General features: G+C 43.8%; 15 protein-coding genes. 12 read left to right on the forward strand and 3 right to left on the reverse strand.

Features of this window, described 5'->3' with window-relative positions:
- Positions 1 to 140: 140 nt before the first annotated feature.
- Both J2X75_RS30305 and J2X75_RS30415 read left to right on the forward strand, forming a co-directional pair.
- The gene (locus J2X75_RS30305) at positions 141 to 641 is read left to right on the forward strand and encodes a DUF421 domain-containing protein (protein WP_483874286.1); all 501 of its coding nucleotides are present in this window, start codon (positions 141 to 143) and stop codon (positions 639 to 641) included.
- Positions 642 to 676: 35 nt separating this feature from the next.
- Positions 677 to 862 carry a hypothetical protein gene (locus J2X75_RS30415; RefSeq protein ID WP_310335581.1) on the forward strand — a complete coding sequence of 62 codons (186 nt, stop codon included), beginning with the start codon at positions 677 to 679 and terminating at the stop codon, positions 860 to 862.
- Between the two features lie 82 nt (positions 863 to 944).
- On the opposite strand, the gene J2X75_RS08030 is transcribed toward J2X75_RS30415, so the two are convergent.
- Complete coding sequence (locus J2X75_RS08030) at positions 945 to 2,309, reverse strand: alkaline phosphatase (RefSeq protein ID WP_310336698.1); 1,365 nt, start codon at positions 2,307 to 2,309, stop codon at positions 945 to 947.
- 350 nt (positions 2,310 to 2,659) lie between these two features.
- Here J2X75_RS08030 and J2X75_RS08035 point away from each other — a divergent pair, with 350 nt between their 5' ends.
- The 9 genes from J2X75_RS08035 (at position 2,660) to J2X75_RS08075 (ending at position 13,224) form a co-directional block, all read left to right on the forward strand.
- A complete protein-coding gene (locus J2X75_RS08035; RefSeq protein ID WP_310335582.1) occupies positions 2,660 to 4,474 on the forward strand; it encodes a glycoside hydrolase family 43 protein in 1,815 nt (604 codons plus the stop codon).
- Between the two features lie 231 nt (positions 4,475 to 4,705).
- Positions 4,706 to 5,020, forward strand: coding sequence for an ArsR/SmtB family transcription factor (locus tag J2X75_RS08040; RefSeq protein WP_124114836.1), 315 nt, complete (start codon positions 4,706 to 4,708; stop codon positions 5,018 to 5,020).
- Positions 5,017 to 7,485 carry an FAD-dependent oxidoreductase gene (locus J2X75_RS08045; protein ID WP_310335585.1) on the forward strand — a complete coding sequence of 823 codons (2,469 nt, stop codon included), beginning with the start codon at positions 5,017 to 5,019 and terminating at the stop codon, positions 7,483 to 7,485. Before J2X75_RS08040 ends, J2X75_RS08045 begins: the two co-directional genes overlap by 4 nt.
- Before the next feature lie 143 nt (positions 7,486 to 7,628).
- Positions 7,629 to 7,955: an ArsR/SmtB family transcription factor gene (locus J2X75_RS08050; protein ID WP_124114838.1), complete on the forward strand. Its 327-nt coding sequence runs from the start codon at positions 7,629 to 7,631 to the stop codon at positions 7,953 to 7,955.
- 72 nt (positions 7,956 to 8,027) lie between these two features.
- Positions 8,028 to 9,323, forward strand: coding sequence for an arsenic transporter (locus J2X75_RS08055; RefSeq protein ID WP_310335586.1), 1,296 nt, complete (start codon positions 8,028 to 8,030; stop codon positions 9,321 to 9,323).
- A gap of 38 nt (positions 9,324 to 9,361) precedes the next feature.
- Positions 9,362 to 9,781: an arsenate reductase (thioredoxin) gene (gene arsC / locus J2X75_RS08060; RefSeq protein WP_047843093.1), complete on the forward strand. Its 420-nt coding sequence runs from the start codon at positions 9,362 to 9,364 to the stop codon at positions 9,779 to 9,781.
- A 252-nt stretch (positions 9,782 to 10,033) separates the two neighbouring features.
- Complete coding sequence (locus tag J2X75_RS08065; protein WP_310336700.1) at positions 10,034 to 10,852, forward strand: MerR family transcriptional regulator; 819 nt, start codon at positions 10,034 to 10,036, stop codon at positions 10,850 to 10,852.
- A gap of 24 nt (positions 10,853 to 10,876) precedes the next feature.
- Positions 10,877 to 12,049 carry an MFS transporter gene (locus J2X75_RS08070; RefSeq protein ID WP_310335589.1) on the forward strand — a complete coding sequence of 391 codons (1,173 nt, stop codon included), beginning with the start codon at positions 10,877 to 10,879 and terminating at the stop codon, positions 12,047 to 12,049.
- A gap of 206 nt (positions 12,050 to 12,255) precedes the next feature.
- Complete coding sequence (locus J2X75_RS08075) at positions 12,256 to 13,224, forward strand: ROK family protein (RefSeq protein ID WP_310335590.1); 969 nt, start codon at positions 12,256 to 12,258, stop codon at positions 13,222 to 13,224.
- Between the two features lie 196 nt (positions 13,225 to 13,420).
- Here J2X75_RS08075 and J2X75_RS08080 read toward each other — a convergent pair whose 3' ends face one another.
- Positions 13,421 to 14,230 (reverse strand): helix-turn-helix transcriptional regulator, encoded by an 810-nt coding sequence (locus J2X75_RS08080; protein WP_310335592.1) that lies wholly within the window; start codon positions 14,228 to 14,230, stop codon positions 13,421 to 13,423.
- 136 nt (positions 14,231 to 14,366) lie between these two features.
- Here J2X75_RS08080 and J2X75_RS08085 point away from each other — a divergent pair, with 136 nt between their 5' ends.
- Complete coding sequence (locus J2X75_RS08085; RefSeq protein ID WP_310335596.1) at positions 14,367 to 15,788, forward strand: family 43 glycosylhydrolase; 1,422 nt, start codon at positions 14,367 to 14,369, stop codon at positions 15,786 to 15,788.
- Positions 15,789 to 15,910: 122 nt separating this feature from the next.
- Here the strand turns inward: J2X75_RS08085 and J2X75_RS08090 are convergent, their stop codons facing one another.
- A complete protein-coding gene (locus tag J2X75_RS08090; RefSeq protein ID WP_310335598.1) occupies positions 15,911 to 16,825 on the reverse strand; it encodes a helix-turn-helix domain-containing protein in 915 nt (304 codons plus the stop codon).

Here is a 16,825-nt window from a genome sequence, read left to right on the forward strand (position 1 = left end):
AGCGAGAACGAACACAAACGGAAATAAAATCGCCATTCTCCTATAAAATGGCTCCACGTTTTGTTCCAACAACCGAACATATTTAAGGACGATTAGGTGAATACTCAAAAGAGTTCCATAATTATCTAACGAGTGAAAGGGTGCTTGTATTGTACGAACATCTTATCATCTTCCTCCGAAGTATCTTTGCCTTTTTGATATTATTGGGTATTGCACGTATATTGGGAAAACAAACGTTGTCTAATATGAATTTCCATGAATTTGTGACCGCAGTGATCATGGGAGCCATAGCTGCCAATCTAGCTTTTAACGAAAAAATAGAAGTTACACATCTGATTATTTCTCTAATTGTTTTTACCGGAACCTCTTATCTGTTATCTAAATTAAATCTGAAAAGCAGAAAAATCCGTCTACTGGCAGAAGGTTCACCTACTGTATTAATTGAAGGCGGCAAAATCCTTGAAAATAATCTCACCAAGAATAAACTGACATTGGATTCCTTAAACCAAATGTTAAGACAGAAAGACATTTTCAACATGGAGGAAGTTGAGTACGCCTTACTCGAAGTGAATGGACAAGTTTCAGTCATGAAAAAAATAAATATAGAACGGCTACGGTTGAGGATGTTCGTAGGAAGGTAGAGTCCAAACCTGAACGCATGCCTGTGGAGTTAATTATGGACGGAACGATGTTAAGCAAGAATCTAGAACTAAATGGCATATCAGATAAGGAATTAATGCAACAGCTTGAATCGAAAAGCAAGAACATAAACGATGTATTCTATGCTGTAAAAGGAAGCGACGGCAGGATCTATATTGATTATTATGAGGATCAAATCAAGCATCCCATTGATGTCGAGTGACACCATCAGAAATGAAAAAAATTCCCTTCTCTTCAGATGAAAGAAGAGAAGGGATAATCATAACTACCGTATTATTGTCAAATTATTGGTGCTTGCTGAGGATATCAAATATGATCTTGGCATTATCTGTGTTGTCGATCAAACCGGCGAAGCGATGACTTGCGGGTCCGTAGGCATAGACAGGAACATCTTCACCTGTATGTCCACCTGTTGTCCAGCCCGTAAATGAACGGTTATCAATAATCGCTTCAATGGTATTATCAATCTTTGTTACATCCGCAGTTTGGGCTGCTTCTTTCACCGATTGAATCTCTTCAGGTTTCAACTCCAGTTTCAGATAACTTTTCAGTGTTTCTTCAACCGAAGCACCTTTCGCAATTTGTGCTGCCATGAAGTCTGGTGTTCGCAGTGCAGCTTTGATCGGGTCTACGAAGAAGTTGTATTCTCCGTCTTTTCCAAGCGTAAGTCCGCCCGTGGAGTGATCGGCAGTAGCTACGACAAGGGTTTCACCATCTTTTTTGGCAAAATCAATAGCTGCCTGAAATGCTGCTGCGAAATCTTCCATTTCACTCATTGCGCCAACGATATCATTATCATGCCCTGCCCAGTCGATCTGGCTGCCTTCGACCATTAGAAAGAACCCTTTGTCGTTCGAACTGAGGCGATCAATCGCAGTATTGGTCATCTCAGCCAATGATGGCGTTTCAGCAGTACGATCGATCATCTTGTCCAATCCTCCCTCCGCAAACAGTCCCAGCACTTGTTGATTCTTATCGGCAAGGAGAGCGGAACGATCCGTCACATAGCTGAATCCGGCCTTTTGGAACTCCTTCGTCAGATCACGACCCTCGCGCACAAAATTGGATTTCCCTCCACCCAGGAGGACATCAACCTTATGCTTGCCATTAATCAACTCATCATAATAATCGTCCGCAATGGCATCCATGTTTTTTCGACTGATATCATGGGCACCAAATGCAGCTGGTGTGGCATGAGTGATCTCCGACGTAGCCACGAGTCCGGTGGCTTTGCCGTTTTCTTTGGCCTGCTCAAGTACGGTTTTGACTTCCTTCTGCTCAGGGTCAACCGCAATGGCCGCATTGTAGGTTTTAACGCCTGCCGACATGGCCGTTGCTGCGGAAGCGGAATCCGTTACATTTTGTTTATCATCATCCGGATAAGTCATTTGTGCACCAACAAGATAAGGGTCGAATACGGTTTTATCCATGCCCTTAATCGAAGGGTCATCTTTCATATAACGGTAAGCTGAAGTATAAGAGGTCCCCATGCCATCCCCAATGAGGAAGATGATGTTCTTGATTTGTTTTTTCTCCACACTCACAGCTTGAACGGCACTTGCTTGTCCGGCAGACAAGAGAGTGGAAGCGAAGACAGCCAGAGTCAGCGCTACCGCTGGTAATACTCTTTTGGATAATTTCACAATGATTCCTCCTCAACGTATCTCGAAAACAAAAATGAATGCATGAATCTATATTCATTTGTTCATCATTAAGAAGATTAGCATTTATTTGTAAATGAAAACCAAGAATTTTGTATGCCTGAGGTAAAATAAACAAAATAAGGCGATGTGGTAATTCTTTGCATGAGGAGCAAGTCAAACATCTCAATCAGGGCAATATGTTTCCGCCGAAAGATTCACATGATCTGCAACATACGAGATTATAAAAACATACTCATTCCGCTGTTTTTGAAGTATGATACAACATAAGTAGAACGCTTTCATTTTTGTATTACTGTTAATATAAAGTCAATTTCATTTCAGGAGGCTCTTTACCATTGACCAAAACAACTCCAACTTATGATGGGTATCTCTTTGTACATTTTATTGGCGAACAACCAGACGGAGAGCAGGTTTATTTCTCCTATAGCGAGGATGGTCTTCACTGGAAGGACCTTAATGGCGGATCACCTGTGCTGTTTTCCGGCCTTGGAGAAAAGGGGGTGCGGGACCCATTTTTGGTTCGTTCAGTCAAGGATAATAAATTTTATCTGATTGCTACGGATCTCCGCATCGCAAGCGGCAAAGGATGGACTCATGCCGTTAATGCCGGGAGCCGGGACGTAATTATATGGGAATCCAGCAATCTCGTGAACTGGTCATCCCCATGGAACGTTACACTGGGTGTTGAGGGCGCTGGATGTGTCTGGGCACCCGAAGCTGTGTATGATGAAATAACAGATGAGTTTCTTGTATTTTGGGCTTCTGCGACGCAAGAACCTCAGGAGCAAGAACGAAAACAAAAAATATACAGCGCTCGTACAAAAGACTTTCGTTCGTTCTCGGCATCGGAAAAATACATTGAGCGGGATAATCATATTATTGATACAACGATTCTTCCTGCGGATGGCTCTTATTATCGATACTCCAAGGATGAAACAACCAAAAACATACGGGTAGAAAAAGGAGACTCTCTCGACAAAGAGGCGTTTGTTACGCTGCAAGCCCCGGTACTGGAGGCTTTGGCAGGTGTGGAGGGACCTCAAATCTTTAAATCCAATGACCGGGAGGAATGGTGCCTGATTGTTGATCGATTTGCTGAAGGCAAGGGGTATCTTCCTCTGCTGACAACAGATCTGGGAAGCGGAGAATTCCGAATCGTCCCTGATGGTGAATTCGATATGGGAACAACTCAAAAGCGGCATGGAAGTGTCCTGCAAATCACAGCTGAAGAGTGCAGCCGGCTTCTAGCGGCTTTCGGGGATGGTCATCAGGTGCTTCCCGGACAATATGCCGATCCTGATGTCGCCAAGTTTGAGGATCGTTACTATATGTATCCAACAACAGATGGCTTCGAGGGGTGGTCGGGGACACAGTTCAAGGTGTTTTCTTCTTCAGACCTGAAGCATTGGCAAGACGAAGGTGTTATCCTTGATCTGGGAACAGAGGATGTGGCCTGGACAACCGGTAATGCTTGGGCACCGGCAATTGCCAGTCGTAACGGAAAGTTCTATTTTTATTTCTGTGGCAAAATGCTGAACGGCGAGAGTGCCATTGGCGTTGCTGTAGCAGATACACCGATTGGTCCATTCCTGGCCGAGTCGCAACCTTTGATCAGCATGGAGCAGTTGAAACGTCTGGGCATTACCATGGGCCAGGCTATTGATCCCTCCATCTATATTGAAGATGATGGAAAACCGTATCTGCTATTTGGCAATGGACATGCTGCCATTGTGGAGCTTAATGAAGACATGATAAGTGTCGTTGAGGACACAATGAGCAATCTGGCGGGCTTGCATGATTTTCGTGAGGCGGTAACCGTTTTGAAGCAGGGTGGACTATACCATTTTACGTGGTCCTGTGATGACACAGGCAGCGAAGACTATCATGTGAATTACGGTACGGCAGAGCAGCTATATGGTCCAATCACCTATCGATACCCAATCCTGAGCAAAAATGTGGAGAAGGGCTTGCTGGGTACAGGTCATCACTGTATCTTTAATGATTCCGAAACGGGTCAATACCAGATTGCCTATCACCGTTTTGTCACCCCACTATCCAGATTTTCCTCTGGAAAGGGGTATCACCGCGAAATATGTATGGACCCGCTTCTATTTGGTAAGGACGGACTGATTCAGCCGGTTATACTCTAATATAAGGCGTTTAATTAAATCGCTATTTATAAAGACCTGATACAGCATGATTGCCTGTCAAATATCGCTTTTAGCGGTTTTGGCAGGCATTTTTATCATCCAGCTGGAACAAGCCGGAACCGTAGGGTTGAGAGGGTATGTAACTTATTAAACGCATTCAGTCCAGAATACGTTTGACATGCGAATCAATAAATCGTATTATTACGATATAACGATTTAGGAGGAATACTTTTGAACACTCCCGCTTTTGACAGCAATAACATTAAGCAGTTCGATGAACCTGCTAATCTGCTGAAAGCTTTATCTCACCCCATTCGTTTATGCATTGTGCGGGGACTGATGATGAAAAAAAAATGTAATGTTTCTTATATGCAGGAATGTCTGGATCTTCCCCAATCTACAGTGTCACAACATCTCCAAAAGCTTCGTAGTGCAGGTATTGTTGCTACAGAGCGCAATGGTCTTGAAGTGAACTATGTGCTTGCTGATCCACGGGTTGAACAGATTATAAATACTTTATTTGAAAAGGATGATTGTGAATCATGAGTAAAAAAGTACTGATTGTTGGCGGGGTAGCTGGAGGTGCATCTTCAGCTGCACGTCTTCGCCGTCTGGATGAACATGCCGAAATTATTATCTTTGAGAAGGGGCCTTATATCTCATTTGCCAATTGTGGCTTACCTTATTATATAGGTGGCTCAATCGATGATCGAGAGCGTCTGCTGGTGCAAACGCCAAAAGGGATGGCAGATCGTTTTCGTATCGATGTGCGCACAAGAAGTGAGGTTGTAGCTATCGATTCGCAGAAGCGAGTGGTTCAGATACAGTCACAGGAGCGCGGTGCATATGAAGAAAGCTATGACGAGTTGATATTGTCACCAGGTGCAAAACCGATCATTCCCGATCTGCCAGGTAAGGATAATCCACTAATTTATACCGTACGTAATATTCCCGATATTGATCGGATCAAAGACCAGGTAAGTTCTTCTAACAACAAGTCTGCGATCGTCATAGGTGGTGGATTTATAGGTGTGGAAATGGCTGAGAATTTAAAGGAAGCTGGTCTGGATGTAACATTGGTTGAGGGGAACGCACAAGTACTCACACCATATGATCCCGAGTTAGCAGCCGCATTAGCACAGGAAATGGAGAATCACGGTGTGAACCTGCTGTTTTCCAAACGTGTTCAGGGATTCCATTCCCTGGAGCAGGGTATAGGGGTTGAACTTGCGGATGGTCATACGCTAACAGCTGACATGGTTATTCTTGCGATAGGCGTAACGCCGGACACCTATTTCTTGAAAAATAGCGGCATTTCGCTGGGTGCACGTGGACATATTATCGTAAATGAAGCCTTAGAAAGTAGTGCGCCACATATATATGCTGTTGGGGATGCCATCGAAGTAACGGAAACCATTCATGGTACGAAGGCAACGATACCACTTGCCGGACCTGCCAACAAACAAGGCCGGATTGTTGCTGACCGTATCGCAGGGCTTCATTCTACCTATAAAGGAACACAAGGTACATCCATTATCAAAGTATTTGGAATGACCGCAGCCACAACAGGCAGTAATGAAAAAACACTACAGCGTCTCGGCGTGGAATATCAAACCGTTATCGTACACCCTGCTTCTCATGCATCGTATTATCCGGGTTCAAGCGCAATTACTCTTAAACTGCTGTTTACTCCGGAAGGTAAAATTTTGGGCGCACAAGCAGTCGGTTATGATGGAGTGGATAAACGAATTGATGATATTGCTGTAGCCATTCATTTCGGAGGACATGTCCGGGATTTGACAGAGCTTGAACTGAGTTACGCGCCACCATATTCTTCTGCCAAAGATCCCGTGAATATGGCTGGATATGCAGCAGAGAATATGATCACTGGACGTGTTCAGACGTTCACCTATAATCAACTGGCTGATCGTCAGCCGGGGCTGTCGATACTTCTGGATGTTCGCAGTGAAATTGAGCATCAAAATGGTCATATTCCGGATTCACTCTCTATTCCAGTTGATGAGCTTCGTGAGCGGTTAGATGAATTAGACCGATCCAAAGAAATTTGGCTATACTGTCAAGTCGGCTTACGTGGCTATACAGCTTCGCAAATTTTGCGTCAGCATGGTTTTAGTGTAAAAAACTTGAGTGGTGGTTATAAAACATACCGTCAAGCCCAGTTTAAACCTGCTCCATTTACTGCTGGAAAACAAGATCATCATGTTCCTGCGCTGGATGCTAAGGAAAAGGAGTCTATTCCAGCTGACTCGACACAGCCGCAGCGTATTGATCATGACTTGAACGTATGCGGATTAAGTTGTCCTGGGCCGTTAATACAAGTGAAGCAAAAAATGGATCAACTCTCGAACGGAGAAACCCTTCGCGTGAAAGCTTCCGATCCAGGCTTCTATGAAGATGTTAAAGCATGGGCCACGATGTCAGGTTCCACCATCTTGCAGTTGGAAAGAATGAAGGGCGGTACAATTGAGTCTGTCCTTGTTAAAAATACAGCACAACCCGTGTCGGATTCCCTCATCAGCGATCCTGCCAGCACAATGGTTGTCTTCAGTGGCGATCTGGATAAAGCGATTGCCTCACTCATTATTGCAAATGGGGCCGCAGCCAGTGGACGGAAAGTAACTCTATTTTTCACATTTTGGGGATTGAGTATTATTCGTAAGCCGCAACCGCAAGAGTTATCCAAAACCATGATCGGCCGTATGTTTGATATGATGTTACCTCGCGGCAGCCAGAAGCTTGGCATGTCCAAAATGAATATGCTCGGAGCAGGCCCGAAAATGATCCGGGGTTTGATGAAAAAACATCATGTGCCTTCGTTGGAAGAATTGATAGAGAGTGTAATTGCACAAGGAGCAGAGATCGTTGCCTGCCAAATGTCCATGGATTTAATGGGAATTCAGCGTGAAGAATTAATAGACCAAGTTAAAATTGGTGGTGTAGGTTACTATCTTGGACAAGCCTCACAAGCAAATCATAATCTGTTTATTTAAAAACTTATCACAAACTCAAAAAAGCGTTGATTCGAATTCGAACCAACGCTTTTTTGGACTTAATCATCAAGTAAACATTGACTTCATTTTTTTGATATTATAATATAAGCATACACTTATATGTGATTGAAGGAGGAAGTGCTATGGATTCTATGCAAGAGGTAGCGGATAAGCTTAAATTGCTCGGTGATAAAACACGCCTTACGATCCTTACACTCCTCAAAGAACGTGAATGGTGCGTGTGTGAATTTGTAGAGATTTTAGACATGTCACAACCTGGAATTAGTCAACATTTGCGCAAACTGAAGGATCAAGGCTTGGTTAAAGAAAGTAAGCGTGGTCAGTGGGTATACTACTCTTTAAATGTAGAGAATACACCCTATATTTCATCTGTCCTGGAATTGATGCCGGATACAGCAACTATTCTTAAATCGTTAAATAAAGAAAACTTTACATCAGTATGTAATTAATTTTGATCAATATATAAGCATATCATTATATACAAATGTAAATTAAGATGAACTGAAAGGGGGTGTATCGTTTTGTTTTCTACGCTGTTAGCCTGCATAATCTTTTTGATTACACTTGTACTCGTTATTTGGCAGCCTAAAAACCTGTCCATTGGTTGGTCTGCTTGCGGCGGAGCAATCCTTGCTTTACTTGTGGGTGTGGTCAATTTGGAAGATGTATGGGATGTAACACGAATCGTATGGAACGCCACGCTTGCTTTTGTCGCAATCATTCTGATCTCATTAATTCTGGATCGTATTGGTTTTTTTGAATGGGCTGCCTTACATATGGCCAAAGCCGCTCATGGCAATGGTGTACGTATGTTTGTTTACGTCTCCATCCTGGGAGCGGTGGTTTCTGCTTTCTTTGCCAACGATGGTGGCGCACTGATTCTGACGCCGATTGTTCTAGCCATGGTACGTGCATTGAATTTCGATGAGAAAAAAGTATTTCCGTTTATTATCGCCAGTGGATTTATTGCGGATACAACTTCCTTGCCATTGGTTGTAAGTAACCTGGTCAACATAGTGTCTGCAGATTTCTTTGGTATTACGTTTATGGAGTACGCAGGAAGGATGTTTGTTCCAAATCTGTTCTCACTGGCGGCGAGTATAGGTGTACTGTATCTCTTTTTCCGCAAGAGTATTCCCAAACGATTTGATGCCAGTGAATTGAAACCTCCGGTAACTGCCATTAAGGATATGAAGATGTTTCGGTTGTCGTGGGTGGTGTTAGCGGTTCTTCTCATTGGATACTTTACCAGTGAATTTATCGGAATTCCCGTATCTCTTGTGGCAGGTATTGTCGCGATATTCTTTCTGATCATGGCTTCCCGCAGTTCAGCTGTACTAGCTACATTGGTTGTCAAAGAAGCGCCGTGGGCCATCGTATTTTTCTCCATCGGCATGTATGTCGTGGTTTATGGTCTACGTAACGTAGGTTTGACCGATCTGTTGGCTGTAGTCATTCAGGCTGTGGCTGATCAAGGATTGTTTGCTGCAACAATGGGTATGGGCTTTATCGCGGCAATCATCTCATCCCTGATGAACAATATGCCTACCGTGTTGATTGATGCGCTTGCCATTGATGCAACCACAGCTACAGGGACTATTCGGGAGGCGCTCATCTATGCCAATATTATTGGCTCGGACTTAGGTCCCAAGATTACCCCGATTGGTTCACTTGCGACCCTGCTTTGGCTTCATGTACTTAGCACCAAAGGTGTCAAAATCTCATGGGGCACTTACTTCAAGACGGGTATCATAATCACCATTCCGACTCTGTTTATTACGCTAGTGGGTCTGTATCTGTGGTTAAGCATTCTATAAAAGCAATCTATAATTCAAGTAACGAGGAGACGATGAACATGAGTAAAAAAACACTGTACTTCCTGTGCACAGGCAACTCTTGCCGGAGTCAAATGGCCGAAGGCTGGGCCAAGAAATATCTGAGTGAGGACTGGAATATCTATAGCGCAGGAATTGAGGCCCACGGTCTGAATCCAAAAGCGGTTGAAGCCATGAACGAAGTTGATCTGGATATTTCAACTCAAACCTCGGACATCATTGATTCAGAGTTGTTGAACAACGCTGATTTCGTAGTCACGTTGTGTGGGGATGCAGCAGATAAATGTCCAATGACGCCTCCACATGTGAAGCGAGAACACTGGGGATTTGATGATCCTGCCAAAGCGCAAGGTACAGATGAAGAGAAATGGGCCGTATTCCAAAGGGTTCGTGACCAGATCGGGGAGCGTATTAAAACATTTGCTGAAACCGGAAAATAATATAGACCTGCCTGAGCAGGGATAATTGAATGAGTACCGAGAGAATGCCACGATGAGTGGCATTTTTTTGTTCAAAAAAAATGAACGTTTCATTCAGAAACGGTTCTTTGACTTACCCATAACAGCAACATAGAGTGAGGACAAGGGCGGTGGTTGATTGTAGCTAGCAAATGAAAAGCATATATACCCTTGACTTTCCCCTGTACGGGAAACTATATACTCGCATTATCTTAAAAGATTGGAGATGATATGTTGTTCAAAATCAGTGCGTTTTCCAGGTTAAGTAGGGTCTCATTAAAAACACTGCGTTATTATGACCAGATTGGCATACTTAAACCGAGAAAGGTAGATCACGATACGGGTTACCGTTACTATTCCGCAGATCAGCTCCTCGAGCTCAACCGAATCTTCATTTATAAAGAATTGGGCTTCACGTTGCCACAAATCACACAGCTGTTACAGGAACATATTACATTGGAGAATATTCAAGGCATGTTTAAGCTAAAAAGAAGCGAAATTCAGCAGATTATTGAGACGGAACAAGCCAAACTTGTCCGGATTGAGGAACGCATGCAGCTTATAGAGGAAGGGGGGCACGTCGAAACTGGGCAAGAAATCCGAATCAAAGAGGAAGGTGCTCGGCAGTTTCTTTTTCAGACAGGGTGCGGGAGGGAAGAGGAGATTCCGAGTTTATTTCGTCAGTTTGATCAGTCATTAACAAAAGAAATGCGCCAACTGATCAACGGACCTCAGGTTGTTTTGTGGAAAGAAATCGCAGGACAAGAGGAAGAGTTCGAGTTTGAAATAGGTTACTTCTTAACTTGTGAGCTGCGATCACCTCCCGACCCATTTCAACTGCGGACTCTTCCTGCTGAGCCCATGATGGCCACCATAGCTTATCGTTCCAATGCCACCTTTGCCTGCAAAGCCTGTGTTCATTTAGCTACATGGATTGAGAATAATAACTATCAGATCAAGGAGAACGGAGCTGGTAGGGAATTATATTTACCCTTATCTCAAGAACAAGATGTACAGTTTATAGAAATACAAATTCCAATATTAAATAGATAACTGAAGAAGATGGAGTGGAGTAAAGTGAAAAATAAATGGATCATATACATCTTGGCATTGGCTGTTTTTCTGATCGGAACTCTTGAATACATTATTACAGGAGTAATTGAAATGATCGCATCAGACTTAAGCGTATCTACTTCCGAAGTGGGTTTACTGGTGACTGTATTCGCTCTGGCAGCGGCTATTATCGCTCCGATTCTCATTGCAATTACAATAAATATGGATCGCAAGAAGTTACTGTTGGCCACCCTCAGTGTGTTTATTGCCAGTAACGGACTTATGCTTGTTAACCTTTCTTACGAAACTTTACTATGGGTACGAATTATTCAAGGGGCTAGCGGAGGCATGGCTACCGTAGTAGCAATGGCCGTATCGACACGACTGGTTGAAAAAGAAAAAAGGGGCAATGCCATCGGCATCATTTTGATGGGGCTAAGCAGTTCGCTAGTACTCGGTGTCCCTTTAGGCACATTTTTTAGTGAAATGTTTGGATGGAGAGTTCTATTTGTTTTAGTCGGTTTGTTAAGTGTTCTTCCATTACTTATTATCTACAAAATGGTTCCGGCAATCAAAGAGGAAGAAAAAATTACCCTCAGAATGCAGCTCTCCATTTTAAAAAATCCACTCATTCTGACTGCCTTGCTTATTACGTTATTGTATATCGGCGGCTATTCAACACTGTTCACGTATATTACGCCGTTCTTGCAAGCTACATCCACACTTACCATGACCGAGATCAGCGGTGTTCTGTTTCTCGCGGGAATTTGCAGCTTTGTCGGATCAAAATTGGGCGGTCAATTGGCAGATGCAAAGGGATCAAAGTTTACAATTTGTCTAGGCCTTCTGTTACAAGGCGTAACTCTTCTTTTGTTTGCTCTAGCTGGAGTTAATCTTGTGATGTTAATCTTGGTTTTAATGATCTTTATGTTGGCAACGTGGAGCATATCTCCGGCCCAGCAACTATATCTGGTTACACTGGCACCTCGTAATCCTGACATTGCCCTTAGCGTAAATACGTCGTTTATCCAATTTGGTTTTGCACTGGGATCTGGATTAGGTGGGCTTGTGATCAGTCGTACATCTGTCCTGTATTTAAATTGGTTGGGTTTTGGAGCTGTAGGAATTGCTTTACTTCTTGCCATACTGCTATTTAAGAAATCGAGAAGCAGGACTGGAACGACAGATCCAGTGTAATTTCAGTGATGTTAATTCTTGCTTCTAAAGTACTTGGCTTTGTTGAGATGCAATCATCCGTTATATGTAAAATAAAAAAGATCTCTTCAGCATTCACTGCAAAAGAGATCTTTTTGGTGTATAACAAAGTTATAATGAGAATCGCATTACATCATCATGGCAGAATAGAGCATGAGATATCAAAATAAATAAGAGCGGAGATCATTATGCGAAAATACATCATCGGAATTGACCTGGGTGGAACCAATATTAAGTCCGCCATTTTCAACCTGGAGTTTCAAAAAATTCACGAAAGATCTGACCCTACGGAAGCGGCAAAGGGACCATCTCATGTATTAAACCGAATGGTAGGCATTATTCAAGAGATGCTGACGTATGAGGGAATCCAGCCAAAATCTATTCTATGCATGGGTATGGGCATTCCTGGATTATTAGATCCTGAGCAGGGGCTATCTCTATTTTCACCTAATTTTCCAGACTGGGAAAACATTCATGTCGTGAATCATATGAAAAATCATTTTGAATTTCCTGCTTATATCGACAATGATGTTCGGGTAAATCTCTATGGTGAATGGCTGTTCGGTGCAGGCAGCGGATATAAAAACCTGATATTGATAACGTTAGGCACCGGTCTTGGATCTGGTATTGTCAATGACGGAAAAGTTCTTTACGGTACTACATCGAGTGCGGGTGAAATAGGCCATATGAATATGTACCGAGAGGGGCGCCCATGTCGTTGTGGAAGCTCGGGCTGTCTGGGAAGATACGTGTCCGCAATAGGAATCGTCAAAACACTCACAGACAAGCTTGAGGAAGGGCGCTCAAGCATGATTTTGAAGTGGGTGGAAGGGAATTTGACGGCAATTACTGCCCGTATGATCTCGGAAGCATACGATCTTGGAGATTCACTTGCTGTTGAGGTTATGCATGAGACCGGAGAGATTCTTGGATTTGGTCTTTCCAATGTAATTAATCTATTCAATCCGGAAGTGATTATCGTTGGTGGAGGAATGTCGGCAGCGGGTGATCGCTTACTGAATACAGTGCGAGACACGGTTAAAAATCATGCATTGCATCTCTCATCGGGTGTTTGTCATATCGTACAAGCAAAGTTAGGTGGGCAAGCAGGAATGATTGGCGCAGCTGCATATGCAAAAAATAAGTTGCCATTATAAGGTATCACAATATGATAATTGATCAATTATGCTTGAGAATATGTCATTGCATCATACAGTCTAAAACCTTAACTTAAAATGACAGCAGAGAACGCTAACAATCTCGATGACGTTTCTACCGGTTGGATGGCTAAGTTATGTATAAACACCCATTCGACAGCGTGGGAATTTTCCCATTGATCTACGTACATCCCGCTTAAAAGTGAGATTTATCTCCCAACTCTGTTATGTCAGCCGCGACACCTTCACGTCGTTTATGAAACTGTTTAGGTGAGGAACCGGTCATTTGTTTGAACTGCCTGCAAAAATGCTCGACATTACGGTAACCGCATCGATCAGCAATCTCTGCAACCGTATACAGATGATGTGTGAGATATTCTTTGGCCAAACGTATTCGGCTATGAATAACATCCTCCATACACGAGAGGCCAAACGATTTCTTGTACATCAACTGCAGGTACCCCGGACTGACGTTTATGATCTTCGCCATTTCTGATATTGTCCACGGATGACTGGGATGGTTATGAATTGCCGTTCGAAGCTTCAACAGAGGATAGTGCTGAGGACTAATATCCTCTTGGACACAAGACTCAAGCAATTTATTGAACAAGGTTCGCAGCAGGCAATTGATGGACGATTCCCGGTAATCGTTCTGAAAGGAATGCTCTGCAACAAGCAGTTGGAACAGCTTATGACAGTATTCCGGATCATCCAGCGGGAAAGGTGTGCCTGACGGAAGGGAGGTATCGGTTACAAACGGTTCATCACTTTCAAAACGAATCCAATCATTAATATAGCGCTCTGAACAAGCCCGATAATATATTTTCTGATACGGTTTGAAAAGCACAGCACAATGAGCCGGGTATTCCTTGAGTTGTCCATCAACCCAGAACTGTGCAGGGGTCTGTGTAATAACCAATAGCCAGGCATCATGCCCTTCAGGGATATCAAAAACAAAATGGTTTTGATGTACCGCGTCACATTCCACATAAAAAATAGAGGTCATGGTTCTTCCCCCTTTCTCTTTAAGTTGTATATAAGAATAGTCAATACACTACTTAAGCTATTTTCTATTATACGAGAGTTATCTTCATTTCATAGAACAAATGTACTATTACGATTATATGAGGAGTGTAGTTGGAATGAACAAGCAGGGGTTCAACCCTTATCTTCCATCTTGGGAGTACGTACCTGATAGTGAGCCTTATGTATTCAATGAACGAGTGTATGTGTATGGTTCACATGACCGTTTTAACGGACATGCCTTCTGTCTGAACGATTATGTATGCTGGTCTGCACCCGTGAATGACCTTGGAGATTGGAGAAATGAAGGGGTAATTTACCAAAAAACAGATGACCCGCTGAATCCCAATGGACATATGTGCCTGTATGCTCCAGATGTAACAGTGGGTCCCGATGGGCGGTATTATCTGTATTATGTGCTGGATAAGGTACCCGTTGTTTCGGTGGCTGTATGTGATACACCTGCCGGCAAATATGAATTCTATGGTTATGTACAATATGGCGACGGCACTCGTCTGGGTGAAAGAGAAGGGGACGAGCCCCAGTTCGATCCAGGTGTGATGACTGAAGGACAGCACACTTATCTGTATACCGGCTTCTGTGCGGCCGGAGATCAATCAAGACATGGCGCGATGGCCACGATGTTAGGTCCGGATATGCTGACGATTGTGGAAGAACCGGTATTCGTAGCACCGAGTGAACCTTATAGTCAGGGCAGTGGTTATGAGGGCCATGAATTTTTTGAAGCGTCCTCCATCCGGAAGAGAGGGGATACCTACTACCTGGTGTATTCCTCCATCGTTATGCATGAATTATGTTATGCCACCAGCCTATTCCCAAATAGAGGATTTACATATCAGGGCGTCATCGTAAGCAACTGCGATCTCCATATCGACTCCTACAAACCTGCTGACAAACCCATGTATTATGGAGGCAATAACCATGGCAGCATTGTGGAGATCAGCGGAGACTGGTATGTCTTCTATCACCGTCATACCAATGGGGATGCATTCAACCGCCAGGGCTGTATTGAGAAGATATCATTTGAAGAGGACGGCAGCATTCCTCAGGTGGAAATGACCTCCTGTGGTCCGAGCGGGAGACCGCTTGAAGGTAAAGGCGAGTACCCCGCATATCTTGCATGTAATCTTTTGACCGGAGATGATCAGAAGTACACCGGAGGTTTCGGGGCAGGAGTCTGGCTGGACAGCCGCTTTCCGAAGATCACACAGGATGGTAGAGACGGTGATGAAGAGGTCGGATATATCGCCAATATGGTTGAATCCGCAACGGCAGGTTTCAAATTCTTTGATTGCCGAGGAATTCGCCAGGTCTCGATCAAGGTACGGGGATATTGTCACGGGGTATTTGAGGTCAAAACCGCATGGGACGGTCCTGTCCTGGGTACAATCCCGGTACATTTCACAAATCATTGGAAACCCTATTCAGCCGAGATAACGATTCCGGATGGTATACAGGCTTTGTATTTTACGTACAGAGGTTCAGGAAGTGCCAGCCTTGCATCATTTATTTTAGCGTAATCCTCCAAACATGATCTGAGCAATCCAGGCAAAACAAAGCAGCTGCTGGTCATTCAGTGGCTGCTTTGTTGACCGATCAGGCTCTGCGACTCAGACAATTGAAGTTTTTTATCATTAAACTTTTAGTTATCCGCATCGTTGGATTCTCCGGCCTGCTGCGAATGACTGCGAAATTCACTTGGCGCGATGCCTGTCCACCGCTTGAACTGGCGGCTGAAATGCGCATTGGTCTTATACCCCAGCATCATCGCAATATGGTCTATGTTCAGGTCGGTTTGTTTTAACAAGCGCTGCGCTTCGTTCAGAAGGGTTTCCGATAGAAACTTGCGCGGAGCGATACCGTATACCTGCCGAAAAATACGATTAACCTGTGACGGGCTAATGCTCAGCGATTTGGCAATGTCCTGAATCCAGGTTCGCTCGCTCTCCTGAATCTCCCCATGAAGATGGATATATCTCACCGAATCCTCAATGTGCTCAGCAATCTGATGGGCAATGGTTTCTTTTCTAGACAACGTAACGGATGCTTGCTGAGATAACTGGCCGACCAGGGAACCAAGCAGTTCAAACACAGCGGCATGTACCTTCATTTGTTTGGAGGAAGATAGCGAGCTAGACAAATGCTCTGTGGCCAGACCATACAAGGTAGACAGGGAAGAAGAGAGCCCCAGAGCCAAATTCGAATTTGCCGGATAATAGATGTCTTTGCAACGGTTAAGTTCTCTGCAAAAGGATGTATCGTGTATGCTGAAATGGACGGAAAAATAAGTGAACCCCTCCGGTCCGGCTCCCGTGCAAGAGTGGGTCATACCAGGCCGGATGAACAGAAGGTCGCCAACCGACTGACGGTAAGACTGCCCGTTGACAACCATGTTCATTTGCCCGTCCATCATCCAGTGGACTTCATACATTGAATGTTCGTGAGACGGATAAGTCCAGCTGGAATCTACTTTTCTTGCATGCAGCCCCAATAATTGAAAAGACATGCGAACATCGGGCAGACGACCTAAATACACAGCATCCGAAAGCTTGGTCAC

The organism is Paenibacillus sp. 2003 (assembly GCF_031455635.1).
GTDB lineage: Bacteria > Bacillota > Bacilli > Paenibacillales > Paenibacillaceae > Paenibacillus > Paenibacillus amylolyticus_B.